The following is a 25,753-nucleotide window of genomic DNA, read 5'->3' on the forward strand; positions in this document are numbered from 1 at the left end:
CCCATGGATACGTCTGGCTACGTCTGCGGCTCAGACGCCGATGTCGCAGCCGTCGGCACGCCACACGGCCACGACCGCCGGTCGGACGTACGTCCCGGGACCGTCGGGCCAGGTGCTGGCCGGCTTCTCCACGGACGCGCCGTCGATCTCGCCCGGGTGCTGCACGGCGACCAGGACACGCCGGTCCTGGATGATCGGACCGCAGGTCTCCGCACCCGTCGGCACGGTCAGGAACTGCTTCAGCTCACCGCGCCGCTCACCCCGGGTCGCCACGCCGAACAGGCCGTCGTGCGAGCCGAGCTGGGCGCCGTCGGTGGAGATCCACAGGTTGCCGTAGGGGTCGAAGGCGACGTTGTCCGGGCAGGAGATCGGGCTGACGCCGTCCTTCGGGAACCCGGCGAAGTAGGTCGCCGGGTCGTCCGGGTCACCGGCGACGAGGAACAGCGACCAGGCGAACCTCGTGCTCTCGGGCCGGTTCCACCGCTCGGTGAGCTCCAGCACGTGCCCGTGCTTGTTGGCGTTGCGCGGATTGGCCTCGTCCGCCTTGGCGTTGGAGCCGACACCGCGGTTGGAGTTGTTCGTCAGGGCGACGTACACCTTGCCGGTGACGGGATTGGGCTCGATGTCCTCGGGCCGGTCCATCTTCGTGGCGCCCACCTTGTCACCGGCGAGACGGGTGAAGACGAACACCTCCTCGGCGCTCATCCCGTCCACGTGCGAGACCGCGCCCTCGGCGGTGGCGGTGGCCAGCGGAATCCACTCGCCGCTCCCGTCGAACTCGCCGTCGGCCGGCAGCTTGCCCGTGCCGTCGATCTCGACGGCGGGGGAGTCACCGGTGAGCTTGGCGACGTACAGCGTCCCCTCGTCGAGCAGGGAGAGGTTGTGCTCGCGCACGGCCCTGCCGCTGCCGTGCCGCATCCGCTTGCTGCCGACGAACTTGTAGAAGTAGTCGAACCGCTCGTCGTCGCCGGTGTAGACGACGGGCCGCCCGTCCGCCGTCATCCTGATGTTCGCGGCCTCGTGCTTGAACCGCCCGAGGGCGGTGTGCTTGCGCGGCGTGGAGCTCGGGTCGTACGGGTCGAACTCCACGACGTACCCGAACCGGTGCGCCTCGTTCGGCTCCCGGGCGACGTCGAACCGCTTGTCGAACCGTTCCCACTTGCGCTCGCTGGCCCCGGTCCCGATGCCGTACCGCTTGTCGGTCGCCCGGCTGCCGCCCGCGAAGTACTGGTTGAAGTTCTCCTCGCCGTGCAGGGTCGTGCCCCACGGGGTCACGCCGCCGGAGCAGTTGTTGAGGGTGCCGAGCACCTTGGTGCCGGTCGGGTCGGCGGAGGTCCTCACGAGCTCGGACCCGGCGACGGGCCCGGTCAGCCGGAACTCGGTGGTGGCGGTGACGCGCCGGTTGAGGTGATGCCGGGGAACGGCGGTCAGCCTCCCGGTCTTCCGGTCCCCCTCCACGACGACGGCGGACAGCCCGTGCGCGGCCCACGCCACCTCGACCTGCTCCCGGGTCGGGTCGGCGGCGTCGTACCCCCGGAACATGAGCACCTCGTCGGTGTACTCATGATTGGCGATGAGCAACTGCCTGCCACGCTCACCCGGCAGCGGAAGCAGCGCGAGGAAGTCGCAGTTGTACCCGAACTGCCCGGCCTGGGCCTTGGCGGTCTGCTTCTCCGGATCGAAGGCGGGCGCACCGCGCAGGATGGGCTCGCCCCAGCGGATGACGACGTTCTGCCGGTACCCCTCCGGCACGGTCACGGCGTCGGCGGTGTTGGGCGCGACGGGCGCGAACCGCAGCCCGCGCGCCCCCTTGTGCTTCCGCCCGGCGCCCTCGGCGGCGGCACCGGCCGATGCGCCATTGGCCGGAGCGGCACCGGCCTGCGGAGCCCGCGCGACACCCACGGCTCCCGCGCCCGCCGCGGCCACGGTCACCACGGCCGCGGCCCGCATCATCGACCGCCGGCTGAGCGCACCGGCGATCACGTCACCGACGTACTCGTTGGAGCTGGTGTTGGGCACCTCGTGGAAGCAGGCGTCACCACACCGGAAACGACAGGTCAGGGCGGACCGGCCGCCGGGGTGCGATCCGGACGGCGTTCCGATCAACGGCAGCAGCTTGCGCACTTTGCTCTCTCCTTGGATGCCCTTGGTGTCAGCGTGACCGTAGGGGCACATATGTGCGGCAGCCGGGCGCCGGGGTGAACAGCGGGTGAACCTGCGGCAGCCTTACGGCAGTTACGGCGATTCAGCACGGCGACACCTTCGCAGGCCGGATGTCCCTCTTGACAGCGCGGACCACCCATCCCCGACCCTGCCCAAGATCACTCAGGAGGGCCGCTAACCTTACGTGTCCGTCCTGGCCAGGGATTGACGGGCTTCAACTCACGCGAAGGGTTGCGCGCACATGGGCATTCTCACTCTCTTGCGAAACGCGTTCGGACGGTCACGCAAGTCACGGGCCGCCGAGGCGGAGGGTGCGGCGCAGACCGCGACGACGACGCCCGAAACCCCGACGCCCGCGACGACGGACCCGAAGGTCCCGTCCCCCTCCCCCGAACCCACCCCCACGACCCCGACGGCGGACGTCCCCGAACCCCGAAACGAACACGACCTCGTGTCCCTGGCCTTCGACCGCGTGACGGTCCCCGGGCCTCTGCGGCCGGCGGACGGGGAGCGGGGGGTTTCGGAGGAGCGTGCGGCTGCTGAGAAGCCTGCGGCTTCGGAGGAGCCGAGGGCTGCGGAGGAGCAGAGGGCTGTTCAGAAGCCTGCGGTGGCGGAGAAGCCGCAGGTCGCAGAGGAGCCGGAGACGGTCGCGGAGAAGCCCGCGGCGGTGGTGCGGGAGGCAGAGGCTGAGGCCGAGTCGGCGGACGCCGATCAGCCGACGGAGACCGCGGAGTCGACCCCGGCGGGGGAGCCGGTCACCGAGGAGCCGACTGCATCGGACGAGGCGACGGCGGAGAAGGCGACCGACGCCGAGTCCCCAGCGCCCGAGAGGCCCGCATCATCGTCGGCCCCCGAGCCGACCGAGGATGGCCCGGAGGCCCAGGCAGACACCGAGCCCCCGGCAGCGGCGGAGCCCCAGCCCACGGCCGAGCCCGACACCCCGCAGCAGCAGCCGGCCACCGCCGCGAAGCCGGACCTCGAGCCCGCAGCTCCGAAGGCCGACTCCGAGCCGACCACCGAGACCGAGCCGACGCCAGAAGCCGAACCCACGGCGGAGTCCGAGCCGACGGCCAAGGCGAAGCCAGCGGCCAAGGCGAAGCCGCAGGCCAAGACGAAGCCGGCGGCCAAGACGGAGCCGCAGGCCAAGGCGGAAGCGTCAGCGCAGCCGGACGCGTCGGCCGAGGCGGAGCCGACGGCCGCCGCCGTGGACGCTCCCGCAGCCGCCGGCGGCGAGTCCGCCCCACAGGGGCCACCCGCAGCCGACGACGAAAGCAGCACGGGTGGTGCGGGTGGGAACGACACGGCCGAAGCCGAAGGCGAGGCCGAACCGGACGTCACCCCCACCCCCGCCGTCCCCCTCACCCGCGTCAAGACCCGCGCCCCAGGCCTCACCACCGCCTACAAGGCCGCCGCCACCACCCTCAAGCAGCACAACCTCTCCGGCACCCGGGCCAAGGTCTACCTCGTCCTCGACCGCTCCGCCTCCATGCGCCCGTACTACAAGGACGGCTCCGCCCAGGCCCTCGCCGAGCAGACCCTCGCCCTCGCCGCCCACCTCGACCCCGAGGCCACCGTCCCGGTCGTCTTCTTCTCCACCGAACTCGACGGCACCGGCGAGATCACCCTCACCGACCACGAGACCAAGATCGACGACCTGCACGCCGGCCTCGGCCGCATGGGCCGCACCAGCTACCACGCAGCCGTCGAAGCCGTCCTCGCCCACCACGACAAGGAAGCAACCCCCGGCACCCCCGCCCTGGTGATCTTCCAGACGGACGGCGCCCCCGACGCCAAGACCCCCGCCACCCAGGCCCTCACCGAGGCCGCCAAGACCCATCCCACCGTCTTCTTCTCCTTCGTCGCCTTCGGCGACCCGGAGAACAAGGCCTTCGACTACCTCCGCAAGCTCAAGACCCCCAACACGTCCCACTTCCTCGCCGGCGAAACCCCCCGCGAGCTCACGGACAACGAGCTCTACGAGGGCGTACTGGCGAACTGGCGCCCGTAGACCCCCGGGGGGTGGACAGCACACGGCAAGCCGTCCACCCCCCGAAACACGTGTGAGTCGATCTTCAACGGACCAGTAGGATTTCGACCATGGCGGCCACTGGATCCGAGAAGCAGGGGGCGAAGGCGTACTACGTCTCGACCCCCATCTACTACGTCAACGACGCTCCTCACCTGGGCCACGCCTATACGACCGTCGCAGGCGACGTGCTCACCCGCTGGCACCGCCAGCGCGGCGAGAAGGTGTGGTACCTCACCGGCACGGACGAGCACGGTCAGAAGATCATGCGCACGGCCGAGGCCAACGGGGTCACCCCCCAGGAGTGGGCCGACAAGCTCGTCACCGAAGCGTGGAAGCCTCTCTGGGAGCACCTGGAGATCGCGAACGACGACTTCATCCGCACCACGCAGAAGCGGCACACGGACCGCGTCCAGGAGTTCGTCCAGGACCTGTACGACAAGGGCGAGATCTACAAGGGCGGCTACGAGGGCCCTTACTGCGTCGGCTGCGAGGAGTACAAGCTCCCCGGCGAGCTCCTCGACGGCGAGGGGGAGTACGCGGGCCAGAAGCTCTGCCCGATCCACAAGAAGCCCGTGGAGATCCTCAGCGAGGAGAACTACTTCTTCAAGCTGAGCGAGTACGGCGAGAAGCTCCTCGCCCACTACGAGGCCAACCCCGGCTTCATCCAGCCCGAGTCCGCGCGCAACGAGGTCGTGAACTTCGTACGCCAGGGCCTGCAGGACCTCTCCATCTCGCGCTCGACGTTCGACTGGGGCGTCCCGGTCCCCTGGGACGACAAGCACGTGATCTACGTGTGGGTCGACGCCCTGCTGAACTACGCCACGGCGGTCGGCTACAACGAGAACCAGGCCAAGTTCGAGGAGACCTTCCCGGCCGACGTCCACCTGGTCGGCAAGGACATCCTCCGCTTCCACGCGGTGATCTGGCCGGCGATGCTGATGGCGCAGGGCCTGCCCCTGCCCGGCAGGATCGCGGCCAACGGCTGGCTGATGGTCGGCGGCGAGAAGATGTCGAAGTCGAACCTGACCGGCATCAAGCCGCAGGACCTGACCTCGCACTTCGGCGTGGACGCGTACCGCTGGTACTTCCTGCGCGCGATCGCCTTCGGCCAGGACGGCTCCTTCTCCTGGGAGGACTTCTCCGCCCGCTACACCAGCGAGCTGGCGAACGACTACGGCAACCTGGCGTCGCGCGTCGCGGCGATGGTCGGCAAGTACTTCGGCGGCGAGCTGCCGGCGTCGGCGGCCGACGGCGAGGCGGAGCAGGCGATCCACGCGGGCCTGGCGAAGGCCGTCACGGAGGCGGACCGCCGGATCGGCGAGGAGCTGGACTTCCAGGGCGGCATCCTGGCGGTGTTCGACTTCGTCAAGCAGGTCAACGGCTACATCACGGAGCAGGAGCCGTGGAAGGTGGCCAAGGACCCCTCCGCCGAGGGCAAGGCCCGCCTGGCCACAATCCTCTACACGGCCGCGGAGTCCCTGCGCGCCGTGGCGGTCCTCCTCAACCCGGTCATGCCGGAGACGTCCCAGAAGCTCTGGGATTCGCTCGGTGCGGAGGCCTCCCTCGGCGCCCTCGCGGACCAGAAGACCGGCGAGGCCGGCGAATGGGGCAGGCTCCCGGCCGGCACGACGGTCACCAAGGGCGCGGTCCTCTTCCCGCGCCTGGAGGAGAAGCCGACGGCGTAACCGGCGTAACACACTCGCTACAGCGCGGGGCCCGGGGGAACGAGAACCTTCTCCCGGGCCCCGCGCTTTGCGAAGATCGCGGGAGACCGGCCACCCGGCCGCCATCACACACCCGGGGGACTCCCATGGCACTGTTCGGCAACGCCCACACCATCGACCCGGCATCGGCCCAGCACGACTACGCCCGCCTCCTCGGCCACGGCGAACAGGTCCACGCCGCGTTCCTCCTCATCCGCGACACCATCCTTTTCACCGACCGCCGCCTGATCCTGATCGACAAGCAGGGCATCACCGGCAAGAAGGTGGAGTACCACTCCGTCCCCTACCGCAGCATCACCCACTTCGCGGTGGAAACGGCCGGCACCTTCGACCTGGACGCCGAGCTGAAAATCTGGATCTCCGGCACCCCGACCCCCATCGAGAAGACCTTCACCAAGGGCGTCGACATCTACGAAGTCCAGGCGATCCTGACCCAGTTCGTGGCGAGGTAGCCCCGGCTGCCATGGTCAATGGGCCTAGCTTGCTACATCACCGAGCAGGAGCCCTGCTCGGGCCCTGGCAAGGGATGCAGTTGGTCCTAGCACGTGGCGTACCTGCACGCGAAGTTCGGTATGCCCGTGCTTCGAGTGCCGCGTCGGCACCTGGTCGGCACAGAGCACCCGCCCTTTCGTACTGGGTCCCGCCAACGTTCCGGAGATCACCGACGAGTCCGCCGTGGCCCGGGAGCCAGCCCTGGCCACCCTCTCGGCCATCGTGCACAGCAACAGCCCGAATGCCCCCGCCACACTGAGCATGGTGGCCCGCGGCATGCGGGCGCTGGACAAGGCAACAGCGAAATACTGGTGCGAATGGCTTGAGGTCGGGCTGGAGGACACTCCGGTCCGGGAGACATGGAGGGAACTGGAGAAAATGGTCGCCACATATTTCCCGGGCAGGGGCACGCTCTTTGAGGAGACCTACCTGGAGGGCAAGGCCGAAGGCAAGGCAGAAGGCAAGGCCGAATCCATCCTGAGCGTGCTGGACAAGCGCGGCATCGCCGTCCCCGAAGCCACCCGCGACCGCATCACCACCTGCACCGACCTCGACACCCTCACCCTCTGGTTCGACCGCTCCCTGACAGCCACCACGGCGGAGGACCTGTTCCTCGAGGAGTGAGCGGCCCCAGAAGGCCAGGGCCCGCCCGGCGAGGAGGGAGCGGGCCCGCGTCGACCCTCTTCAGGCGTGCGGTGCTCGATCGGGATATTCGATGGTCGCCGCTCTCTGTGTGACTGGGGCTGGGACACCCTCGCCGTTCACCGCATCGAGTGGTGGGCCATGGCGCATGCCCGTGTGATCCAATGGCCGCAGAGCCGGGACCACCTCGCGAGGGGAGCACGAAGGCATGTCGACGGTCATACCTGTGCCCGACAACTGGCGGCCTCTTTTCCACAGTTGGGACGAACTCCGCCAGGGCTACCACGCCGGGGACAAGGACGAGACGGTGCGAGGCTGCGCCCGCCGGCTCGACGCGACGTTGCCGGGGTCGGAGGGCGATCCCGTGCTGTTCTGGACGCTGGGTTTGCTCACGGTCGCCCCCTACGTGGCCTTCGGCAACCCCGGTCCGGGAGTCGAGGACAACGTCGTCGCCGTACTGAGCCGGGTCGCACACGGTGACGACGGCAAGGCATGCGCGCACAGCTGGCATCCGTACGAGGCCGACGTGGACGATGTGCTCGAGCGCCTTCCCGCCGACCTCGAGGTGCTGAGCTCCCCGGTGAACCAGGCCCTCGACGACCTGCTTCCCGAGGACCTGCTTCCCGAGGGCTACCTGGATGAACTCGAAGACCAGGAGGCCGAACCCGCGAACCTCACCGGACCCGAGATCCTCGCCCGCTGGCAGTGCCCGCGTACCGCATCGGGGTTCGCCCGCGCTGCCCTCGACTACCTGGGCGCAACGGTCCGCTGAGGCGGAGCGTGGGCCACGAAGGCTGCCCACGCGCCGGGTGTGATCGCCAGCCGGGGACCGTCGACGTTCTTGGAGTCACGGACGTGCACGGTGCCGGGGGTGATGGCAAGCTCGACGCAGGAGTTGCCGTCGTTGCCGCTGCTATAGCTGCTCTTGAACCACGCCAGCTCGGAGGCGTCCCCGGCGGTGGTCTTGCGGATCATGTCTCTCCCAGCAGTTGCTCGATGAGGGCCAGCGACTCCCGTGGCGAGAGGGCCTGAGCCCGGATGGTGCCATACCGCAGCTCAAGGATCCGCAGGTGCTTGGGTTCGGAGATCGGCCGACCGTTGAACGCGCCGTCCGAACGCCCCACGGCCGTGCCGTCCGGGAACTTCAGCAGTTCGATCCGGCCATCCAGGCCGGAGTAGTTCATCGGCATCACCTGAAGCACGACGTTGTGCAACCGCCCCACCCTCGTCGAGGCCCTCGCCGACCGCTGGGGCGTGCGGCTCGAACCCGCCCCCCGCAAGACCGTATGGGCGGAGCTCGACCTACCGAGCCTCTGACCAGCGAAAACGACACACGCACCGTGACCCGGCCGCGTGTGCTCCGGTGCCGTCGGTGGTCTTCTCCAAGGAACACGAGAGGGAAGGAAACCGCACCAAGCCCCACCCCTCCCGCCCACGGCGCACGCTCACTCCCCCGAGTGAACATCACCAACTGAGCTGGATTCGTGCCCGGTTGCCTGCCCTACGCTCAGCGCAACACCAAGCACGGCACAACCCCAGACATGCAACGGCCCTCGCCGGGACGGCAATCCCAGTGCGAGGGCCTGACCACCAAGGAAGCAGACACCTTCCCGATGGACACCCAAAACACTAGCGTGCGCCCGCACGCCCAGTCCCGTAACGGCGGCAAAAACCACCCGCACCGGCGCACCGGCGGGCACGCCCACCCCGGCGGGGGCGTCATCCACGACAACACCCGCCACACCACCCGATTCACGGTGATCGGCAACCACCTCACGCAGACCCGGACCTGTCGCTCCTCGCGATCGGACTCGCCTGCCACATCCAGTCCCTCCCCGCAGGCTCCCCCCTCGACATCAAGACTCTGGCCGCCCGCTTCCCGGAGGGCCCGACCCGTATCACCGCCGCCCTGCGCGAGCTGGAGACCCACGGCTACCTGCTCCGCACCCGCGAACGCACACCGGCCGGCCGCATCGTCACTGGTCGCAGCGAAGTACTGGTGCGAATGGCGGGGGCCCACTCGACAAAAGGAGCAGGCCCCGGCGCACAGTCGGCTCGGAGCGGCGTGTCTAGCTCACCGCCGACTTCCCCGTCACCCCCGCCCGGTCCCGGGCTCCCGACTGCGGCCCCCTGTGGGTGTGCCGTACGAACGCCACCCCCACCACCGCCAGGATCGACGCCGCCGACAGTGTGTACAGCCCCCCGTTCGTGCTGCCCGTCGTGTCCTTGAGGTAGCCGAAGAGGGTGGGTGACACGAAACCGCCCAGGTTTCCGAGGGAGTTGACCAGGGCCAGACCCGGCGCGGCGATCTTCAGGTCGAGGCCCGACTGGGCCATCGGCCAGAACAGTGTGGCCGCGCACTTGCCGCCCACCGCGGCGAGAGTCAGGGCGGCCAGGCCGAACCAGGGCGAACCGAGCGTGGCGAGGAAGGTGCCGATGGCAGACAGGACCAGGGCGATCGCCAGGTAGGGGCGACGGTCCGGGGCCCGGTCGGTGAAGTGGGCCATCGTGTACATCGCGATCACCGCGCAGATCCAGGGGATCGCCGACAGCAGGCCGATCTGGAAGGACGACAGCCCGCCGATCTCCTCCACCAGGCTCGGCAGCCAGAACGTGATCGCGTAGCCGGTGAGCGCCATCGCGAAGAAGACCGCGGTCAGGACGGCGACCTGGGGGTGGAAGATCAGCTTCAGCCGCGACACCGACGGCGCCCGGTCACGCGCCTCCTTGTCCCGCGCCACCGCCTCGCTCAGCGCGTCCTTCTCCTCCTGCGTCAGCCACTTCGCGTCCTGGATCCGGGAGACGAGGAAGAACCCGGCGATGAAGCCGACCAGGATCGAGAAGGCACCCTCCAGGCCGAACATCCACCGCCAGCCCGCGACACCGCCCGCACCGTGCAGCTCCAGCAGCGCGCCGGTGATCGGGCCGGTGACGATGTACGCCGTGGCCGAGCCGCCCAGGAAGATCGCACTGGCCCGGCCCCGGCTGGAGTCCGGCAGCCACTGGGTGAAGTAGAGGAGCACGCCGGGGAAGAAGCCGGCCTCCGCGACACCGAGCAGGAAGCGCAGGCCGTAGAACATCCACACGTTGTGGATGAAGCACATCGCCACGATCACCGCACCCCAGGTGATCATGATCCGGGTCAGCCAGACCCGGGCCCCGAACCGCTCCAGGAGCATGTTGCTCGGCACTTCGAACAGGGCGTACCCGATGAAGAACAGGCCCGCGCCGAGCCCGTAGGCGGTGGCGCTCACCCCGACATCGGCCCGCAGTTCGTTCTGGACGAACCCCACGTTCGTCCGGTCCATCTGGTTGACCAGCAGCATCAGGACCAGGATCGGAAGCATGCGGCGCAGGAATTTGCCGACCGCACGCTGCTCGGCCTCGGGTATGGCTGTTGCGGCGTCTGACATCGTTGTCTCCCTCGATGTGCACATACGTGAACAGCAGTCACGTACGCGTTCTCGAAGGGACTTTATGGAGGCCTAACTTCCGGGTCAACGGGTTGAGCAGAAGTACATATATGTGAATGCGGGGCGGGCGACCGCACACGTCCGCCCCACACCCATCTGTCAGGCCGTGGGGTCCACGCCCATGGTGAGACTCGCGACGACGCCCTTGGCGATGGCGTTCTTCCTGTACTGGAGCTTCAGCAGCCCGCCCTGGGTGCCGTTGCCCGGGTAGATCGTGTCCTCGTCGAGGGTGGTGCGGGTCGTGGTGTTGGTGGAGTACGGCTCGACCTTCGCGGAGGCCAGCACGGCCTCCTCGTCGAAGAAGAGCTGACCGGTGTGGCAGGTCGTGCCGCCCTCGTAACCGGCGTCGGTCCAGGCGCCGTTCACATGCACCTTGGTGTGGATGTGCACGCAGCGGCCCTGGTACCAGCCGGGGAAGACCGTACGGAACTCGACGAAGCCCCGCTTGTCCGTCCGCCAGGTCCCGCGCAGATAGCGCTCGTCGTCGGTGGGCTCCTGGTGCCCGCCACCGCCACCGCCCCCGTCCGGGGGTCCGCCCGTGGGCGTGCCGGTCGGCGCACCCGAGGGCGGCGTGCCTCCCCCGCCACCCCCGCCCCCGTCCCCGCCACTGCCCATCGCCTCGTACCCGGAGTACACACCCAGCGCGTTGCAGTGCCAGACGTCGACGGCGGCGTTCGCGAGGGGCTCGCAGGTCTCGGCGTCGATCACCTTGAGGCGCAGGGTGAGCGGGATGCCCTCCTGGTCCTCGGTGATGTCCCGGCGGAGCTTGTCCGCGTCGATGTAGTAGGGGCCTTCGGTGGTCTCGGAGGTCAGCTTGTAGCAGGCCTCGCCCGCGCTCCCGGTGGCCTCGGCGCGGGCGGCCTCCGTCCCCGCGTCGGCGAACGCGCCCGTCGCGAACGTACCGCCGACGCCCGCCGCGACCACCGCGCCGACACCCGCGGCGACGACCTTGCGGCGTGTCAGATCCCTGGTGTGCTTCGGCCCTTGGGCCGCTTCCTGTTCGGTCATGGGAAGGGAAGTTAGGGAGCCCGTCTGTCAGGAACCTGAGTAAGAGCTGGGCAAGAGCCCTGGGTACGAAAGCGGCTCGGAACCGACGCCGGTTCCGAGCCACTCCCTCCAGGTCCGCCTACTTCGGCTGCGGTTTGCGCACCGACAGGTGCAGTTCCTTCAGCCGCGCCTCCTCCAGCTCCGTCGGCGCGCCCATCATCAGGTCCTGGGCGTTGCCGTTGAGCGGGAAGGCGATGGTCTCGCGGATGTTGGGCTCGTCGGCGAGCAGCATGACGATGCGGTCGACGCCGGGGGCGATGCCGCCGTGCGGCGGGGCGCCGAAGCGGAAGGCGCGCAGCATGCCGGCGAACTTCTCCTCGACGGTCTCGCGGTCGTACCCGGCGATCTCGAAGGCCTTGAGCATGATCTCCGGCTCGTGGTTCCGGATCGCGCCGGAGGACAGCTCGACGCCGTTGCAGACGATGTCGTACTGCCAGCCGAGGATGTCCAGCGGGTCCTGGCTCTCCAAGGCCTCAAGACCGCCCTGCGGCATGGAGAAGGGGTTGTGCGAGAAGTCGATCGCGCCGGTCTCCTCGTCCTTCTCGTACATCGGGAAGTCGACGATCCAGCAGAAGCGGAAGACGTTCTCCTCGAAGTGCCCGGCACGCTTGGCGGCTTCCACCCGCACCGCGCCCATGATCTTGGAGACCTCGTCGAACTCGCCCGCGCCGAAGAACACCGCGTGGCCGGCGGACAGGGAGAGTCGCTTGGTGAGCTCCGCGACGTTGTCCTCCGTCAGGAACTTCGCGATCGGGCCCGACAGCGAACCGTCCTCGGCGACGCGGACCCAGGCCAGGCCCTTGGCGCCCTGCGAGACGGCGTAGTCGCCGAGCTGGTCGAAGAACTTGCGGGGCTGGCCCGAGACGTCCGGCACCGGCAGGGCACGGACGTGCTTGCCGGCGAACGCCTTGAACTCCGAGCCCTCGAAGATGTCGGTGATGTCGACGAGTTCGAGCTGGGCGCGCAGGTCGGGCTTGTCGGAGCCGTACTTCAGCATCGCCTCGCGGAACGGGATCCGCGGGAACGGCGAGGTGACGTGACGGCCGCCGCCGAACTCCTCGAACAGCTCGGTCATCAGCTTCTCGACGGGCTGGAAGACGTCCTCCTGCTCGACGAAGCTCATCTCGATGTCGAGCTGGTAGAACTCGCCCGGCGAGCGGTCGGCGCGCGCGTCCTCGTCACGGAAGCAGGGCGCGATCTGGAAGTAGCGGTCGAACCCGGAGATCATCAGCAGCTGCTTGAACTGCTGGGGCGCCTGGGGGAGGGCGTAGAACTTGCCCGGGTGCAGGCGGGACGGGACGACGAAGTCGCGGGCGCCCTCGGGGGAGGTCGCGGACAGGATCGGCGTCGCCATCTCGTTGAAGCCGAGGGCCGTCATCTTGTGCCGGATCGCCGAGATGACCGCCGTACGCAGCATGATGTTGCGGTGCATGCGCTCGCGGCGCAGGTCCAGGAAGCGGTACTCCAGGCGCCGTTCCTCGTTGACCCCGTCCTCGGTGTTGATCGTGAACGGCAGCGGGGCGGCGGCGCCGAGCAGCTCGACCTCACCGACCTCGACCTCGACCTCACCGGTCGGCAGGTCGGGGTTGATGTTCTCGGCACCGCGGGAGACGACCTTGCCGTCGACTCGGACGGTCGACTCCTTGGACAGCTTGTCGAGGGCCTCGTAGGCGGGGGTGCCGGGACGGGCCACGAGCTGCGTGATGCCGTAGTGGTCGCGCAGATCGATGAAGAGGATGCCGCCCAGGTCGCGCCGATTGTGCAGCCAGCCACTCAGCCGGACGTCGGTGCCGACGTCAGAGGAGCGGAGCTCGCCGCAGGTGTGGGACCTGTACCGATGCATCGTCGTTCATCCAGTCTTCGCTGATCGGGGTCTGTGTTTCACGTGAAACTGGCCCCCAGCGTACCGGCCAGGCGAAGATCGACTCTCCTCAGTTAACGATCGAGCACACTTCACTCTTCGGTGGCAGCGTTCGAGCGCCTCTTCTTAAAGTAGGCCAATGCGCACTGGCGAGCCCCTGCCCGCCGTGGGGGAGGCTCTCGCAGCCCTCGCGACCGGCCTCTGGCACTGGGACACCGCCACCGGGCTGGTCACGGTCGACGCCGAGGCGGCACGGTTGCTCGGGCTGCCCGCCGAGCAGGTCAGCCTCACGGAGGCCCAGGCTCGGGCCCGGCTGCACCCGGTCGACTGGAACGAGATCACCGGCGTGACCCAGCTCGCCGTCGCCGAGGGCACCCTCGCCGAGGTACGGATCCGGATCATGGACGAGCAGGGCCGTATCGTGCGGGTCGTCCGCAGCCGCTCCAAGCCGTCCTTCGACCGGGCCAGCAAGACGTACCGGGTGATCGGCACCCTCCAGGAGGTCACCGAGCCGACGCCGGGCACGCCGGCCGGCCGCAGCGCGGTCACCGGCGACTGGCGGCGCTCCCGGGAGGCGTTCCTGCTGGACGCGGGCCGGGCGCTGGCCGAGGCGCGCTCCACGCAGGAGGTCCTGCGGGTCACGGCCAATCTGTCGATGCCCGGGTTCTCGCCGGACGGGCTGGCGGTGTTCGGTGTGGAGGGCGACCGGCTGACGATCATCGGGCACCACGGGCAGCAGCAGGGCGACGACAGCCCGTTCTCCGACATGGCGCTGGACACGGACTACCCGGCCGCCGAGGTGGTGCGCACCGGCCGGGCGGTGTACCTGTCCTCCCCCGAGCAGTACAAGGCCCGCTACCCGCTGACCTGGCCGCTCGCCCGGCGCTTCGGCCGCCGGTCCTGGGCGTTCCTGCCGCTGACCGTGGCCGGCCGCACGATGGGCGCGTGGATGGCGGCCTTCACCTACCCGGTCGCCTTCACACCGGACGAGCGGTCCGTGCTGGGGACCGTGGCGCGGATGCTGGCCCAGGCGCTGACCCGGGCGGGCGTGGCCGAGAGCGAGCGGGCGCTGACCGACGGGCTCCAGCGCACGATGCTGCCGAGGCTCGGCCCGCAGCGCATCCCGGGTATGAGCGTCGCCGCCCGCTACGTCCCCACCGGCGGCGGTCTCCAGGTCGGCGGCGACTGGTACGACGTGATCCCGCTGCCGAGCGGACGGTTCGCGCTGGTCATCGGTGATGTGCAGGGACATGACGTACGAGCGGCGGGGCTGATGGGCCAGCTGCGCATCGCCCTGCGCGCCTACGCCTCGGAGGGGCACCGGCCCGACGCCGTCCTCTCCCGCGCCTCCCGCTTCCTGCACGGCATCAGCGACGAGGACCCCGCCGACCCGCGCTTCGCGACCTGTGTGTACGTCGAGGTCGACCCGGCGAACGGCGTGCTGGACATCGCCCGGGCCGGGCATCCCGACCCGGCGATCCGGATGTCCGACGGCACGGTGCTGACGCGGCCGACGTCGGGGGGCCTGCCGCTGGGCATCGACCCGGACGCCGACTACCCCACGACCCGGCTCGCCCTGGAGTCCGGCGAGACCATGCTGATCTGCACGGACGGCCTGATCGAGACCGGCGGCCACGACCTGGACTCCGGCTGGCGGCGGCTGCGCGAGATCCTGGAGGACCACAAGGGTGATCTGGAGGAACTCGCCGACACCCTGGTGCAGGCCGTGCACGGGCCGTCGTCGCACCACACCACCGGCCCGCTGATCGACCGCCGTGAGGACGACATCGCGCTGCTGCTGCTGAGCCGGGAGGACGAAGGGTGCGGCTGCGGCGACACCGTGCTCGTACGGGCCCCCGTGCGGCGCACGATGCTGACGGTCGCGCAGGCCGAGCCGGAGCGGATCGCGGTGGCCCGGCAGCAACTGCGCGATCTGCTGTACGACTGGGCCTCACCCGACCAGCGCGACTCGGCGGTGCTGCTGCTGTCCGAGCTGCTGACGAACGTCCTCGTGCACACCGACTCCGACGCGCTGCTCGTCGCCGAGATCACCGGCGAGGTGGGTGAGCGGCGGCTGCGGATCGAGGTCACCGACACCGGCGACGACCTGCCGCACAAGCGCAGCCCCGGGGAGCTGGCGTCCTCCGGCCGCGGCCTGGTGCTGATGGAACTGCTCGCGCACGCCTGGGGGGTGGATCCGCGCGGCGAGGGCAAGAGCATCTGGTTCGAGCTCTACGAGTCGGTGGACGGCGCGGGCGACGGGTCGTGGCCGGCGTAGCGGGTCACGACTCCCCGGACGCCGGCGGCTCCTGCTCCCCGTAGCGGCTGCGGAGTTCCCGGAGGACGCCGAAGGCGGCCGCGGTGAGCGGCACGGCGAGCAGCATCCCGAGCACTCCGGCGACGGAGGCCCCGGCCGTGATCGCCACCATCACCACCGCCGGGTGCATCTGCACGGTCCGGCTCTGGATCACCGGCTGGAGCACGTGCCCCTCCAGCACCTGCACCGCGATCACGATCCCGAGCGCCCACAGCGCGATGACGAACCCCCGGTCGGCGAGCGCGACCAGCACGGCCACGGCTCCCGAGATGAAGGCGCCGAGGTAGGGGATGTAGGCGCCGACGAAGACCAGCGCCCCGAGTCCGGCCGCCCCGGGCACGTCGAGGACGAGCAGTCCGACGGTGATGCACAGCGAGTCGATGAGCGCGATGAAGGTGGTGCCGCGCATGAAGCCCTCGACGGCGTGGAAGGCCCGCCGTGCCATGGCTTCCAGGGTGTCGGCCGAGCCACGCGGCGCGAGGGCCCGCAGCGTCCCGGCGGCCTGGTCGGAGTCGCGCAGGAAGAAGAAGACGAGCAGCAGCGCGAGCACGGCCATGGCGATGGTCTCGCCGACCACGCTGACCCCGCTGATCACGCCGGACGCGGCGGAGCCGCCGAACTTGCCGAGGAGCTTCCGGGCGTTGGAGGCCACGTCGTCCAGCGAGGTCCCGGCCGCCCCGAAGTGGGCGGAGATGCCCCGCGCGGCGTCTCTGAGCGAGGCGACGATCTCGTCGCCCGTGTCGATGAGCGCGGCGACCACGATGTAGACGGCGCCGCCGACCACGGCCACGACGGCGACACAGGTGAGCCCGGCGGCGACCGACCGCCGCACCCCGGCCTTCACCAGCCGCCGGTGCAGGGGCCCGAGCAGCGCCGTACCCAGCAGCGCGAGCAGCACGGGCACGACGGCGGCCCGGAACTCGTCACACAGCCGGATCCCGACGTAGACGACCCCGGACACGAGCAACACGAGCACGCACCAGGCGGCGAGCCGCCGGAGGGGCTCCGGGAGGAGCGGCCGGGCTCCGGAAGCGGCCGGGCCGGGTCCGGAAGCGGTCGGTTCGGAGTCCTGCACCCCTCCACCCGACCACTCCCGGGCCGGACCGTCCCGCCGGAAAGACCCGCCCGGGTGACGGAGCGTCAGCGCCACGGGACCGGCCGCCGCTCCAGGCCGGGCCGCCAGGCCGCCAGGGTCACGGACGCCACGGCCTCCACCTCACGGGCTGGGCTCTGCCCGGCGAACGACGGGGCCGCCAGACCCCGGGACCACTGCGGCCACCGGGCCACACACGAGCACCGGGCCACAGCGGACCACCGCGCCACCGGGGCCGCCAGACCACCGCGCCACCGACGCACCGACGCACCGACGCACCGAGGCACCGAGGCACCGAGGCACCGAGGCACCGAGGCGACCACACCCGACCACCGGGCCACCGGGCCACCGCGCCACCGCGCCACCGCGCCACCGCGCCACCGCGCCACCGAGGCGACCCGACCACACCCGGCCACCGCGCCACCAGACCGACCGGGCCCGCCCTCGGCGTCGGTCGCCAAGTCGCAGGCCCGCGTCGCAAGACCGCCCGGTCCAGGGCGGCCCGAGAGCGCCCGGCATCAGGCCGGACGGAGGGGCGCCACGCGTTCGACGCCCCGGGACCGCACCCGCGTCAGTCCTGCGGGCCGCTCGCGGTCATCCCGTGCACCGCCGGAACCGTCCCCAGCCGGCCCTTCTGGAAGTCCTCGAAGGCCTGCATGAGTTCTTCCTTGGTGTTCATCACGAACGGGCCGTAGTGGGCCATCGGCTCGCGGATCGGCTGCCCGCCGAGCAGGACGACCTCCAGGTCCGGCGTGTGGGAGTCCTGCTTCTCGTCCGCGCGGACGGTCAGCGAGGAACCGGCGCCGAAGACGGCGGTCTGGCCCATGTGGACCGGGCGCCGCTCCGTGCCCACGCTGCCGCGCCCGGCCAGGACGTACGCCAGGCCGTTGAAGTCCTCGCGCCACGGCAGGGTGAGCTCCGCGCCCGGCGCCAGTGTCGCGTGGATCATGGTGATCGGCGTGTGCGTGATGCCGGGGCCCGCGTGCCCGTCCAGCTCACCGGCGATGACCCGCAGCAGCGCGCCGCCGTCGGGGGTGCTGAGCAGCTGGACCGAGCCGCCGCGGATGTCCTGGTAGCGCGGGGCCATCATCTTGTCCTTGGCCGGGAGGTTCACCCACAGCTGGAGGCCGTGGAAGAGCCCGCCGGACATGACGAGATGCTCCGGTGGCGCCTCGATGTGCAGCAGACCCGAGCCCGCGGTCATCCACTGGGTGTCGCCATTGGTGATGGTGCCGCCACCGCCGTTGGAGTCCTGGTGGTCGAAGATCCCGTCGATGATGTACGTGACGGTCTCGAAGCCGCGGTGCGGGTGCCACGGGGTTCCTTTCGGCTCCCCAGGCTGATACTCAACCTCACCCATCTGGTCCATCATGATGAACGGGTCGAGGTGGCGGTAGTTGATCCCCGCGAACGCCCGGCGCACCGGGAAGCCCTCGCCCTCGAAACCGCTCGGGGCGGTCGTGACGGCGAGCACGGGACGGGCCACGGCATCGGTCGGCGCGGTCACGCGGGGCAGCGTCAACGGGTTCTCGACGGTCACAGCAGGCATGTCGGTTCCTCCTCGTGTACGCCCAGTTTAGTTGAGCGTTGAACTTTCTGCCACCCTTAACGGAGAAAACCGGGTGGGCATTCCCGGGCGACGGCGCAGCGAACCACGGGACGGGCACACGCCGAAAGGCCGGCTCCCCGCATCGGGGTGCCGGCCTCTCCCACGGTCCGCGTCAGGCGACCAGCCCGGGCTCCTCGCTCCGGGCCCGGACGGACTCGGCCGGCCCGGTCTCGCGGTCCCGCATCACCACCGTGGCCACGGCCGCCGCGGCCAGGACACCGACCGCGCTGATCGCGAAGGTCGTCGACATCGAGGCCGTGAAGGCCTCCCGGGCCGCCCGCACCAGGCCCGGGTCGCCGCCCGCGACCGCCAGGGCCCCGCCGATGGACTCCCTGGCCTGCTCGGGAGCACCGGCCGGCATCTCGTCCGCGTAGCCGCCGGAGAGCAGGGAGCCGAGGATCGCGATGCCGAGGGCGGTGCCGGACTGCTGGACGGTGTCGTTGAGGGCGGAGCCGACGCCCGCCTGCTCCTGAGGGATGGTGCTCATCAGCGCGGCCACCGCGGCCGGCATCGCCAGCCCGGCACCCAGGCCCAGGATCCCGAGCGCCACGGCCGGGACGGTGAAGCCGCTGTCCGCGCCCAGCGTGGTCAGCAGCCCGAAGGAGGCGGCCATCAGCAGCATGCCGCCGAGGATGACGATCCGGTTGCCCGCCTTCACGGCGAGCTGCGCCCCGGCCGCGTTGCCCGCCAGCGCGGCCACGGCCAGCGGCAGGAAGGCCAGGCCCGCCTTGACCGCGGACCAGCCGAGGACGAACTGGAGGTACTGGGTCAGGACCAGCAGCAGACCGGCGTTGCCGATCTGGACGAGCGCCAGGGAGAGCGAGCCCCCGCTGAAGTTGCGGTGCCTGAAGAGGACCAGTGGGACCATCGGCGAGCGGGTGACGTTCTCCCAGACCACGAAACCGGCCAGGGCGGCCACCGCGACGGCCAGGACGAGCAGGGAACGGCCGCCGAACGCGCCGTGCTGCGGAATCTCGATGATCCACCACACCAGGGCCGTCATGCCCACCGCCGACAGCACCGCGCCCAGCGGGTCCGGCTTCTGCCAGGGCGCCTTCGACTCCGGCATCAGCAGCACCCCGGCCAGCAGCGCCAGCGCGACGATGGGCACGTTGATCAGGAAGATCGCCTGCCAGGCGAAGTGGTCGATCAGCACACCGCCGAGGACCGGGCTGCCGACCAGCCCCAGCATCGACACCGAACCCCATGCCGCCATCGCCCTGGGCCGCTCGTCCTCGTCGAAGACGGTGATCAGGATCGACAGCGTCGACGGCATGATCAGCGCCCCGCCGACCCCCATCGCGATCCGCACCGCGATCAGCTCACCCGGGGTGGAACAGAACACCGCCCCCAGCGAGGCCGCCCCGAACATCAGCAGGCCGATCAGCATCACCCTCCGGCGCCCGAACCGGTCCCCGAGGCTCCCGGAGGTCAGCAGCAGCCCGGCGAAGACGAGCGTGTAGGAGTCGAGGATCCACTGCATGTCCTGGGCGCTCGCCCCGATGTCCTCGGTCAGCGAGGGCACCGCGACCGTGAGCGCCATGCTGTCGACGACCAGCACCAGCGTGCTCAGGCACAGCACGATCAGGATCCACCAGCGGCGTGGATGGCGAGTGTCCATGTCAGCTTCCCCTCCTGCGAACACCGTTCCTTCGATGCGAACACTGTACGCACAGCAGAACAGTGTTCGCAACACTCAGGTTCTGTACGCTGATTGCGCACGCTGTTCGCAGCAGGTGCCGGAGATCACGACGGTGCCGGAGATCCAGCAGGAGGAGCCGATGAGCCGGGGCAAGACGACGGACAAGAACCCGATCCCGTCCGTATGGGCCCGCGAGCAGCGCCGGACCGACCAGCCCGCGCTCAGCCGCGAGGCGATCGTCCGCGAGGCGATCGCGATGCTCGACGCGGACGGCATCGAGGCGCTCAGCATGCGCAAGCTCGGCGCCCGCCTGAACGCCGGCGCGACCTCGCTGTACCGGCACGTCGCCACGAAGGACGAGCTGATGGAACTCGCGGTCGACGAGGTCGCCGCCGAGATCCACGTCCCGCCGGCCGACAGCCCCGACTGGCGCGCGGCGGTGACCGAGGCCGCGGCGTCCTTCCGCACGACGGCCCTACGGCACCCCTGGCTGACCCTGGTCCTGGGCCAGGCCGGACTCGCCTACCTCGGGCCCAACTACATGAGCTTCTCCGAGCGCCTCGCGGCCCTGTTCACCGCGGCGGGCTTCCCCGAGCCGAGCCGCGCGATCGAGACCGTCTTCTCGTACGTCATGGGCATGAGCAACGCGGAGGCCGCCTGGCTCACCACGGTCGCCCGGTCCGGCGAGGCCGAGGCCGACTTCATCGCCCGCCTCATGCCCGCAGCGCAGCGGGCCGCGGCCGACCACACCCACCTGGCCATTCCGCACGCGGAGGTCGAGGAGGCCACCACCGACCCCGTCGCCCTGCGCGACGCGAAGTTCGCCTACGGCCTGGAGGTCGTCCTGGACGGCCTGGCACTGCGCCTGCCGAAGCCCGGGCAGCACACCTAGCCGTCTGCGATGACGTCTAGCCGTACATCCGGCGCATCGCGAACTCGACCATCTGTTCGACGGCCTTCGCGTCGAACACCATCCGGTGCTCGCCCTCCATGTCCAGCACGAAGCCGTAGCCGGTCGGCAGCAGGTCCAGGACCTCCGCGCCGGTGATCACGAAGTACTTGGACTCCTTGCCCGCGTACCGGCGCAGCTCCTTGAGCGTGCTGAACATCGGAATCACCGGCTGCTGGGTGTTGTGCAGGGCGAGGAAGCCCGGGTTGTCACCGCGCGGGCAGTAGACCTTCGACGTCGCGAAGACCTGCTGGAAGTCCTCGGCGGACATCTGCCCGGTCGTGAACGCGCGCACCGCGTCCGTCAGGGAGGGCGGGGACGGCTCGGGGTACAGCGGCGGCTGCTGTCCGTACCCGCCGGACATCGGCTGCTGCGGAGGGGCGTACTGCCCTTGCGGGCCCGCTGTCTGGTCGTAGCCGTACATGAGCGCAAGAGTACCGAGCGCGGCCGGGCGATCGGGCCGGTACGGCGGGCCCGGCGAACCGACAGCGACTTGACAGCGCCGGATCTGTGGATCGCCGCGCCCCCCGCTCGTAGCGTCGGACCATGAACGGACGCCATGACGACGGCCCGCACGAACACGACAGAGGCCTCTCCCACGACCTGCCCGTCCTCGCCCGCCGCCGGATGATCCGGCTGATGGCGGGCGCGGGCCTGGTCCCGCTGGTGGGCTGCACGGCCGAGGACTCGCCCACGGCGTCCCCGTCCACCTCCTCGCCGGCCGCCGGGTGCGCGGAGATCCCCGAGGAGACGGCCGGGCCCTTCCCCGGAGACGGCTCGAACGGCGTGAACGTCCTGAAGGAGAGCGGGGTCGTCCGCGGCGACATCACGCGGAGCTTCGGCGACTTCGCCGGGGGCACCGCCGAGGGCGTCCCGCTCACGATCACGCTGACGGTGGTGGAGGCGGCCTCCGGATGCGGCACGCCGAAGCAGGGCGCCGCCGTGTACGTGTGGCACTGCGACCGGGACGGCGCCTACTCCCTCTACTCCGACGGCGTCACCGAGGAGAACTACCTGCGCGGCGTCCAGGAGACGGACGAGAAGGGCCGGGTCACGTTCACCAGCATCTTCCCCGGCTGCTACCAGGGCCGCTGGCCGCACGTCCACTTCGAGGTCTACGACAGCCTGGCCGACGCCACGGCGGCCACGGCGATCAAGAACACCTCTCAGCTCGCCTTCCCGAAGGACGTCTGCGACGCGGTGTACGCCACGGACGGTTACGGCGCGAGCGTACGGAACCTGAGCGGCCTCTCCCTGGCGGACGACGGCGTCTTCAGCGACGGCCACGACCGGCAGCTGGCGACGATGACGGGCAGTACGGGGGACGGCTACACCGCGACCTTGACCGTTCCGGTGTGACCTGTCACAGATGACCGGAAGGGGTTGCAACTTATTACTGGCGGGTAGCATCATCGTAGCTACTTGTTGGTACGTGAACTAGCGCGAGGATCCAGTGCCTCGCCGATCTCTCTACGGAGCCGGGAGCCGTCGCCATGGGGCACTACAAGTCGAATCTCCGCGACATCGAGTTCAACCTCTTCGAAGTACTCGGCCGCGACAAGGTGTACGGCACCGGCCCGTTCGAGGAGATGGACGTCGAGACCGCGAAGAGCATCCTGGAGGAGCTGACCCGCCTCTCGGAGAACGAGCTGGCCGAGTCCTTCGCCGAGGCTGACCGCAACCCCCCGGTCTTCGACCCGGAGACCAACACCGCGCCGGTCCCGGCCTCCTTCAAGAAGAGCTACCAGGCCTTCATGGACTCCGAGTACTGGCGTCTCGGCCTGCCCGAGGAGATCGGCGGCACCACCGCGCCCCGCTCCCTGATCTGGGCGTACGCCGAGCTCGTCCTGGGCGCCAACCCGGCCGTGTGGATGTACTCCTCGGGCCCGGCCTTCGCCGGCATCCTCTTCGAGGAGGGCAACGAGGTCCAGAAGCACATAGCCAAGATCGCCACGGAGAAGCAGTGGGGCTCCACGATGGTGCTCACGGAGCCCGACGCGGGCTCCGACGTGGGCGCCGGCCGCACCAAGGCCGTGCAGCAGGAGGACGGCTCCTGGCACATCGAGGGCGTGAAGCGCTTCATCACCTCCGGTGAGCACGACATGTCGGAGAACATCCTCCACTACGTGCTGGCCCGCCCCGAGGGTGCCGGCCCCGGCACCAAGGGCCTGTCCCTCTTCCTCGTCCCGAAGTACCTCTTCGACTTCGAGACCGGTGAGCTGGGCGAGCGCAACGGCGTCTACGCCACGAACGTCGAGCACAAGATGGGCCTGAAGGCCTCCAACACGTGCGAGATGACCTTCGGCGACCAGCACCCCGCCAAGGGCTGGCTGATCGGCGACAAGCACGACGGCATCCGCCAGATGTTCCGCATCATCGAGTTCGCCCGCATGATGGTCGGCACGAAGGCGATCTCCACGCTGTCCACGGGCTACCTGAACGCGCTGGAGTACGCCAAGGAGCGCGTCCAGGGCCCGGACCTGGCGAACTTCATGGACAAGACCGCGCCCAAGGTCACCATCACCCACCACCCGGACGTCCGCCGCGCGCTGATCACGCAGAAGGCGTACGCGGAGGGCATGCGCGCCCTGGTGATGTACACCGCCTCGATCCAGGACGCGATCCAGATCAAGGAGGCCGCCGGCGAGGACGCCGCCACCGAGCACGCGCTGAACGACCTGCTCCTGCCCATCGTCAAGGGCTACGGCTCCGAGAAGGGCTACGAGCAGCTCGCCCAGTCGCTGCAGACCTTCGGCGGCTCCGGCTTCCTCCAGGAGTACCCGATCGAGCAGTACATCCGGGACTCCAAGATCGACACCCTCTACGAGGGCACCACGGCCATCCAGGGCCAGGACTTCTTCTTCCGGAAGATCGTCCGCAACCAGGGCACCGCGCTGAACTCCCTCGCCGAGGACATCAAGAAGTTCCTCGCCCTCGGCACGGGCGGCGAGGAGCTGGCCGGGGCCCGCGAGCACCTCGCCAAGGCCGCCGTCGAGCTGGAGGCCATCGTCGGCCTGATGCTGACCGACCTCGCGGCCACCGAGCAGGACGTCAAGAACATCTACAAGGTCGGGCTCAACACCACCCGCCTGCTGATGGCCTCCGGTGACGTCGTCGTCGGCTACCTGCTGCTCAAGGGCGCCGCGATCGCCGCCGAGAAGCTGGAGACGGCCACCGCCAAGGACAGGGCCTTCTACACCGGCAAGATCGCCGCGGCGAAGTTCTTCGCGGCCAACGTCCTGCCGGGCGTCACCCTGGCCCGCAAGGTCGCCGAGGGCGTCGAGCTGGACCTGATGGAGCTGGACGAGGCCGCGTTCTAGATCTCTCACGTCCTCTGTTCGAGGGCCTGTTCCCTTCCCAGGGGAACGGGCCCTCGTCCGTCGTTAAGGTGAAGCCATGACCCAAGCAGCCCGCTTCGACCGCGGCCACACCGACGACCTCATGACCTTCCTGGCGGCGAGCCCCTCGCCGTACCACGCCGTGGCCACCGCCGCCGAGCGGCTGGAGAAGGCAGGCTTCAGGCAGGTCGCCGAGACGGACGCCTGGGACGGGACGAGCGGCGGCAAGTACGTGCTGCGCGGTGGCGCGATCGTCGCCTGGTACGTGCCGGAGGGCGCCGCTGCGCACACGCCGTTCCGGATCGTCGGCGCCCACACCGACTCCCCCAACCTGCGCGTCAAGCCGCTCCCCGACAGCGGGGCGCACGGCTGGCGCCAGGTGGCCGTGGAGATCTACGGCGGGCCGCTGCTCAACTCCTGGCTGGACCGCGACCTGGGCCTCGCGGGCCGGCTCACCCTGCGCGACGGCTCGACCCGCCTGGTCGATGTCGACCGGCCGCTGCTGCGCGTGCCGCAGCTCGCCATCCACCTGGACCGCTCGGTGACGGCCGACGGCCTCAAGCTCGACAAGCAGCGGCACATGCAGCCGGTCTGGGGCCTGGGCCATGACGTCCGGGACGGCGACCTGATCGCCTTCCTGGAGGAGACGGCCGGCATCCCGGCGGGCGAGGTCACCGGCTGGGACCTGATGACGCACTCCGTGGAACCGCCCGCCTACCTGGGCCGTGACCGCGAACTGCTGGCCGGTCCGCGCATGGACAACCTGCTGTCGGTGCACGCCGGCACGGCGGCCCTGGCGGCCGTGGCCTCCGGCGCGTCCCAGCCGGCGTCCATCCCGGTCCTGGCCGCCTTCGACCACGAGGAGAACGGCTCACAGTCGGACACGGGCGCGGACGGTCCGCTGCTCGGCAACGTGCTGGAACGCTCGGTGTTCGCCCGCGGCGGCTCCTACGAGGACCGGGCCCGCGCCTTCGCCGGTACGGTCTGCCTGTCCTCCGACACGGGTCACGCCGTCCACCCCAACTACGCGGAGCGGCACGACCCGACGCACCACCCGCGCGTCAACGGCGGCCCGATCCTCAAGGTCAACGTCAACAACCGCTACGCCACGGACGGTTCGGGCCGCGCGGAGTTCACGGCGGCCTGCGAGGCGGCCGACGTGCCCTTCCAGTCCTTCGTCTCCAACAACTCCATGCCCTGCGGCACCACCATCGGCCCGATCACCGCCGCCCGGCACGGCATCAGGACCGTCGACATCGGCGTGGCCATCCTGTCGATGCACAGCGCACGCGAACTGTGCGGCGCCGACGACCCGTTCCTGCTCGCGAACGCGCTCACCGCGTTCCTGGAGAGGTAGAACAGGCCGTCACCGCA

At 70.1% G+C, this 25,753-nt stretch carries 19 protein-coding genes and 2 pseudogenes; 11 read left to right on the forward strand and 10 right to left on the reverse strand.

Translation table 11 applies throughout. The annotated features are described in order from the left end of the window. Positions 1-30: 30 nt before the first annotated feature. Positions 31-2,124: an alkaline phosphatase PhoX gene (locus ACFZDA_RS38005; RefSeq protein WP_391090477.1), complete on the reverse strand. Its 2,094-nt coding sequence runs from the start codon at positions 2,122-2,124 to the stop codon at positions 31-33. 280 nt (positions 2,125-2,404) lie between these two features. Here ACFZDA_RS38005 and ACFZDA_RS38010 point away from each other — a divergent pair, with 280 nt between their 5' ends. From ACFZDA_RS38010 to ACFZDA_RS38030, 5 genes are all read left to right on the forward strand, one after another. Further along, entirely contained in the window at positions 2,405-4,171 is a 1,767-nt protein-coding gene (locus tag ACFZDA_RS38010) for a VWA domain-containing protein (protein ID WP_391090479.1), read from the forward strand. Between the two features lie 89 nt (positions 4,172-4,260). After that, positions 4,261-5,877 (forward strand): methionine--tRNA ligase, encoded by a 1,617-nt coding sequence (metG, locus tag ACFZDA_RS38015; protein WP_391090481.1) that lies wholly within the window; start codon positions 4,261-4,263, stop codon positions 5,875-5,877. Between the two features lie 125 nt (positions 5,878-6,002). After that, positions 6,003-6,368 (forward strand): PH domain-containing protein, encoded by a 366-nt coding sequence (locus tag ACFZDA_RS38020; protein ID WP_020270419.1) that lies wholly within the window; start codon positions 6,003-6,005, stop codon positions 6,366-6,368. Positions 6,369-6,630: 262 nt separating this feature from the next. Next, positions 6,631-7,032 (forward strand): hypothetical protein, encoded by a 402-nt coding sequence (locus tag ACFZDA_RS38025; RefSeq protein ID WP_391090484.1) that lies wholly within the window; start codon positions 6,631-6,633, stop codon positions 7,030-7,032. A 226-nt stretch (positions 7,033-7,258) separates the two neighbouring features. Continuing rightward, on the forward strand, positions 7,259-7,822 hold the full coding sequence (locus ACFZDA_RS38030) for a hypothetical protein (protein ID WP_391090486.1): 564 nt from the start codon (positions 7,259-7,261) through the stop codon (positions 7,820-7,822). Here the strand turns inward: ACFZDA_RS38030 and ACFZDA_RS38035 are convergent. Together ACFZDA_RS38035 and ACFZDA_RS38040 are read right to left on the reverse strand one after the other, a co-directional pair. Beyond that, positions 7,798-8,025: a DUF397 domain-containing protein gene (locus ACFZDA_RS38035; protein WP_391090488.1), complete on the reverse strand. Its 228-nt coding sequence runs from the start codon at positions 8,023-8,025 to the stop codon at positions 7,798-7,800. The genes ACFZDA_RS38030 and ACFZDA_RS38035 overlap by 25 nt on opposite strands. Further along, positions 8,022-8,273 (reverse strand): annotated as a pseudogene (locus ACFZDA_RS38040) (Scr1 family TA system antitoxin-like transcriptional regulator); the annotation flags it as partial. The gene ACFZDA_RS38035 and the pseudogene ACFZDA_RS38040, both read right to left, overlap by 4 nt. Position 8,274: 1 nt before the next feature. Here ACFZDA_RS38040 and ACFZDA_RS38045 point away from each other — a divergent pair. Beyond that, positions 8,275-8,367 (forward strand): annotated as a pseudogene (locus ACFZDA_RS38045) (ATP-binding protein); the annotation flags it as partial. A 752-nt stretch (positions 8,368-9,119) separates the two neighbouring features. On the opposite strand, the gene ACFZDA_RS38050 reads toward ACFZDA_RS38045, so the two are convergent. The 3 genes from ACFZDA_RS38050 to aspS form a co-directional block, all read right to left on the reverse strand. Next, positions 9,120-10,463: an MFS transporter gene (locus ACFZDA_RS38050; RefSeq protein WP_391090490.1), complete on the reverse strand. Its 1,344-nt coding sequence runs from the start codon at positions 10,461-10,463 to the stop codon at positions 9,120-9,122. 159 nt (positions 10,464-10,622) lie between these two features. Continuing rightward, on the reverse strand, positions 10,623-11,531 hold the full coding sequence (locus ACFZDA_RS38055) for an intradiol ring-cleavage dioxygenase (RefSeq protein WP_391090492.1): 909 nt from the start codon (positions 11,529-11,531) through the stop codon (positions 10,623-10,625). Between the two features lie 118 nt (positions 11,532-11,649). Next, positions 11,650-13,413 (reverse strand): aspartate--tRNA ligase, encoded by a 1,764-nt coding sequence (gene aspS, locus ACFZDA_RS38060; protein WP_391090494.1) that lies wholly within the window; start codon positions 13,411-13,413, stop codon positions 11,650-11,652. Between the two features lie 157 nt (positions 13,414-13,570). Between aspS and ACFZDA_RS38065 the strand changes: the two genes are divergently transcribed. After that, positions 13,571-15,709 carry a SpoIIE family protein phosphatase gene (locus ACFZDA_RS38065; protein WP_391090496.1) on the forward strand — a complete coding sequence of 713 codons (2,139 nt, stop codon included), beginning with the start codon at positions 13,571-13,573 and terminating at the stop codon, positions 15,707-15,709. A gap of 4 nt (positions 15,710-15,713) precedes the next feature. On the opposite strand, the gene ACFZDA_RS38070 is transcribed toward ACFZDA_RS38065, so the two are convergent. The 3 genes from ACFZDA_RS38070 to ACFZDA_RS38080 all read right to left on the reverse strand — a co-directional run bounded on the left by ACFZDA_RS38070 (position 15,714) and on the right by ACFZDA_RS38080 (position 20,071). Next, the gene (locus ACFZDA_RS38070; RefSeq protein ID WP_391090498.1) at positions 15,714-16,823 is read right to left on the reverse strand and encodes an AI-2E family transporter; all 1,110 of its coding nucleotides are present in this window, start codon (positions 16,821-16,823) and stop codon (positions 15,714-15,716) included. Between the two features lie 589 nt (positions 16,824-17,412). Further along, on the reverse strand, positions 17,413-18,390 hold the full coding sequence (locus tag ACFZDA_RS38075) for a pirin family protein (RefSeq protein ID WP_391090500.1): 978 nt from the start codon (positions 18,388-18,390) through the stop codon (positions 17,413-17,415). Between the two features lie 172 nt (positions 18,391-18,562). Continuing rightward, on the reverse strand, positions 18,563-20,071 hold the full coding sequence (locus tag ACFZDA_RS38080) for an MFS transporter (protein WP_391090502.1): 1,509 nt from the start codon (positions 20,069-20,071) through the stop codon (positions 18,563-18,565). 160 nt (positions 20,072-20,231) lie between these two features. Between ACFZDA_RS38080 and ACFZDA_RS38085 the strand changes: the two genes are divergently transcribed. After that, positions 20,232-20,984 (forward strand): TetR/AcrR family transcriptional regulator C-terminal domain-containing protein, encoded by a 753-nt coding sequence (locus ACFZDA_RS38085; RefSeq protein WP_391090535.1) that lies wholly within the window; start codon positions 20,232-20,234, stop codon positions 20,982-20,984. A gap of 16 nt (positions 20,985-21,000) precedes the next feature. On the opposite strand, the gene ACFZDA_RS38090 is transcribed toward ACFZDA_RS38085, so the two are convergent. Next, complete coding sequence (locus ACFZDA_RS38090) at positions 21,001-21,465, reverse strand: SseB family protein (protein ID WP_086560757.1); 465 nt, start codon at positions 21,463-21,465, stop codon at positions 21,001-21,003. A gap of 122 nt (positions 21,466-21,587) precedes the next feature. Between ACFZDA_RS38090 and ACFZDA_RS38095 the strand changes: the two genes are divergently transcribed. The 3 genes from ACFZDA_RS38095 to ACFZDA_RS38105 all read left to right on the forward strand — a co-directional run bounded on the left by ACFZDA_RS38095 (position 21,588) and on the right by ACFZDA_RS38105 (position 25,736). Further along, a complete protein-coding gene (locus tag ACFZDA_RS38095; protein ID WP_391090505.1) occupies positions 21,588-22,400 on the forward strand; it encodes an intradiol ring-cleavage dioxygenase in 813 nt (270 codons plus the stop codon). A gap of 134 nt (positions 22,401-22,534) precedes the next feature. Then, the gene (locus ACFZDA_RS38100) at positions 22,535-24,361 is read left to right on the forward strand and encodes an acyl-CoA dehydrogenase C-terminal domain-containing protein (RefSeq protein WP_391090507.1); all 1,827 of its coding nucleotides are present in this window, start codon (positions 22,535-22,537) and stop codon (positions 24,359-24,361) included. A 76-nt stretch (positions 24,362-24,437) separates the two neighbouring features. Further along, a complete protein-coding gene (locus ACFZDA_RS38105) occupies positions 24,438-25,736 on the forward strand; it encodes a M18 family aminopeptidase (RefSeq protein WP_391090509.1) in 1,299 nt (432 codons plus the stop codon). The last annotated feature ends 17 nt before the right edge of the window (positions 25,737-25,753 follow it).

Origin of the sequence: Streptomyces sp. NPDC007991, from assembly GCF_042958445.1 — a bacterium.
Taxonomy (GTDB): Bacteria; Actinomycetota; Actinomycetes; order Streptomycetales; family Streptomycetaceae; genus Streptomyces.

What these genes read in the sequence shown, in the direction of transcription:
- ACFZDA_RS38010 (WP_391090479.1), top strand. Translation starts at nt 2,405, where the DNA reads ATGGGCATTCTCACTCTCTTGCGAAACGCGTTCGGACGGTCACGCAAG.
- metG (WP_391090481.1), top strand. Translation starts at nt 4,261, where the DNA reads ATGGCGGCCACTGGATCCGAGAAGCAGGGGGCGAAGGCGTACTACGTC.
- ACFZDA_RS38020 (WP_020270419.1), top strand. Translation starts at nt 6,003, where the DNA reads ATGGCACTGTTCGGCAACGCCCACACCATCGACCCGGCATCGGCCCAG.
- ACFZDA_RS38030 (WP_391090486.1), top strand. Translation starts at nt 7,259, where the DNA reads ATGTCGACGGTCATACCTGTGCCCGACAACTGGCGGCCTCTTTTCCAC.
- ACFZDA_RS38035 (WP_391090488.1), bottom strand. Translation starts at nt 8,025, where the DNA reads ATGATCCGCAAGACCACCGCCGGGGACGCCTCCGAGCTGGCGTGGTTC.
- ACFZDA_RS38050 (WP_391090490.1), bottom strand. Translation starts at nt 10,463, where the DNA reads ATGTCAGACGCCGCAACAGCCATACCCGAGGCCGAGCAGCGTGCGGTC.
- ACFZDA_RS38055 (WP_391090492.1), bottom strand. Translation starts at nt 11,531, where the DNA reads ATGACCGAACAGGAAGCGGCCCAAGGGCCGAAGCACACCAGGGATCTG.
- aspS (WP_391090494.1), bottom strand. Translation starts at nt 13,413, where the DNA reads ATGCATCGGTACAGGTCCCACACCTGCGGCGAGCTCCGCTCCTCTGAC.
- ACFZDA_RS38065 (WP_391090496.1), top strand. Translation starts at nt 13,571, where the DNA reads ATGCGCACTGGCGAGCCCCTGCCCGCCGTGGGGGAGGCTCTCGCAGCC.
- ACFZDA_RS38075 (WP_391090500.1), bottom strand. Translation starts at nt 18,390, where the DNA reads ATGCCTGCTGTGACCGTCGAGAACCCGTTGACGCTGCCCCGCGTGACC.
- ACFZDA_RS38080 (WP_391090502.1), bottom strand. Translation starts at nt 20,071, where the DNA reads ATGGACACTCGCCATCCACGCCGCTGGTGGATCCTGATCGTGCTGTGC.
- ACFZDA_RS38085 (WP_391090535.1), top strand. Translation starts at nt 20,232, where the DNA reads ATGAGCCGGGGCAAGACGACGGACAAGAACCCGATCCCGTCCGTATGG.
- ACFZDA_RS38090 (WP_086560757.1), bottom strand. Translation starts at nt 21,465, where the DNA reads ATGTACGGCTACGACCAGACAGCGGGCCCGCAAGGGCAGTACGCCCCT.
- ACFZDA_RS38095 (WP_391090505.1), top strand. Translation starts at nt 21,588, where the DNA reads ATGAACGGACGCCATGACGACGGCCCGCACGAACACGACAGAGGCCTC.
- ACFZDA_RS38100 (WP_391090507.1), top strand. Translation starts at nt 22,535, where the DNA reads ATGGGGCACTACAAGTCGAATCTCCGCGACATCGAGTTCAACCTCTTC.
- ACFZDA_RS38105 (WP_391090509.1), top strand. Translation starts at nt 24,438, where the DNA reads ATGACCCAAGCAGCCCGCTTCGACCGCGGCCACACCGACGACCTCATG.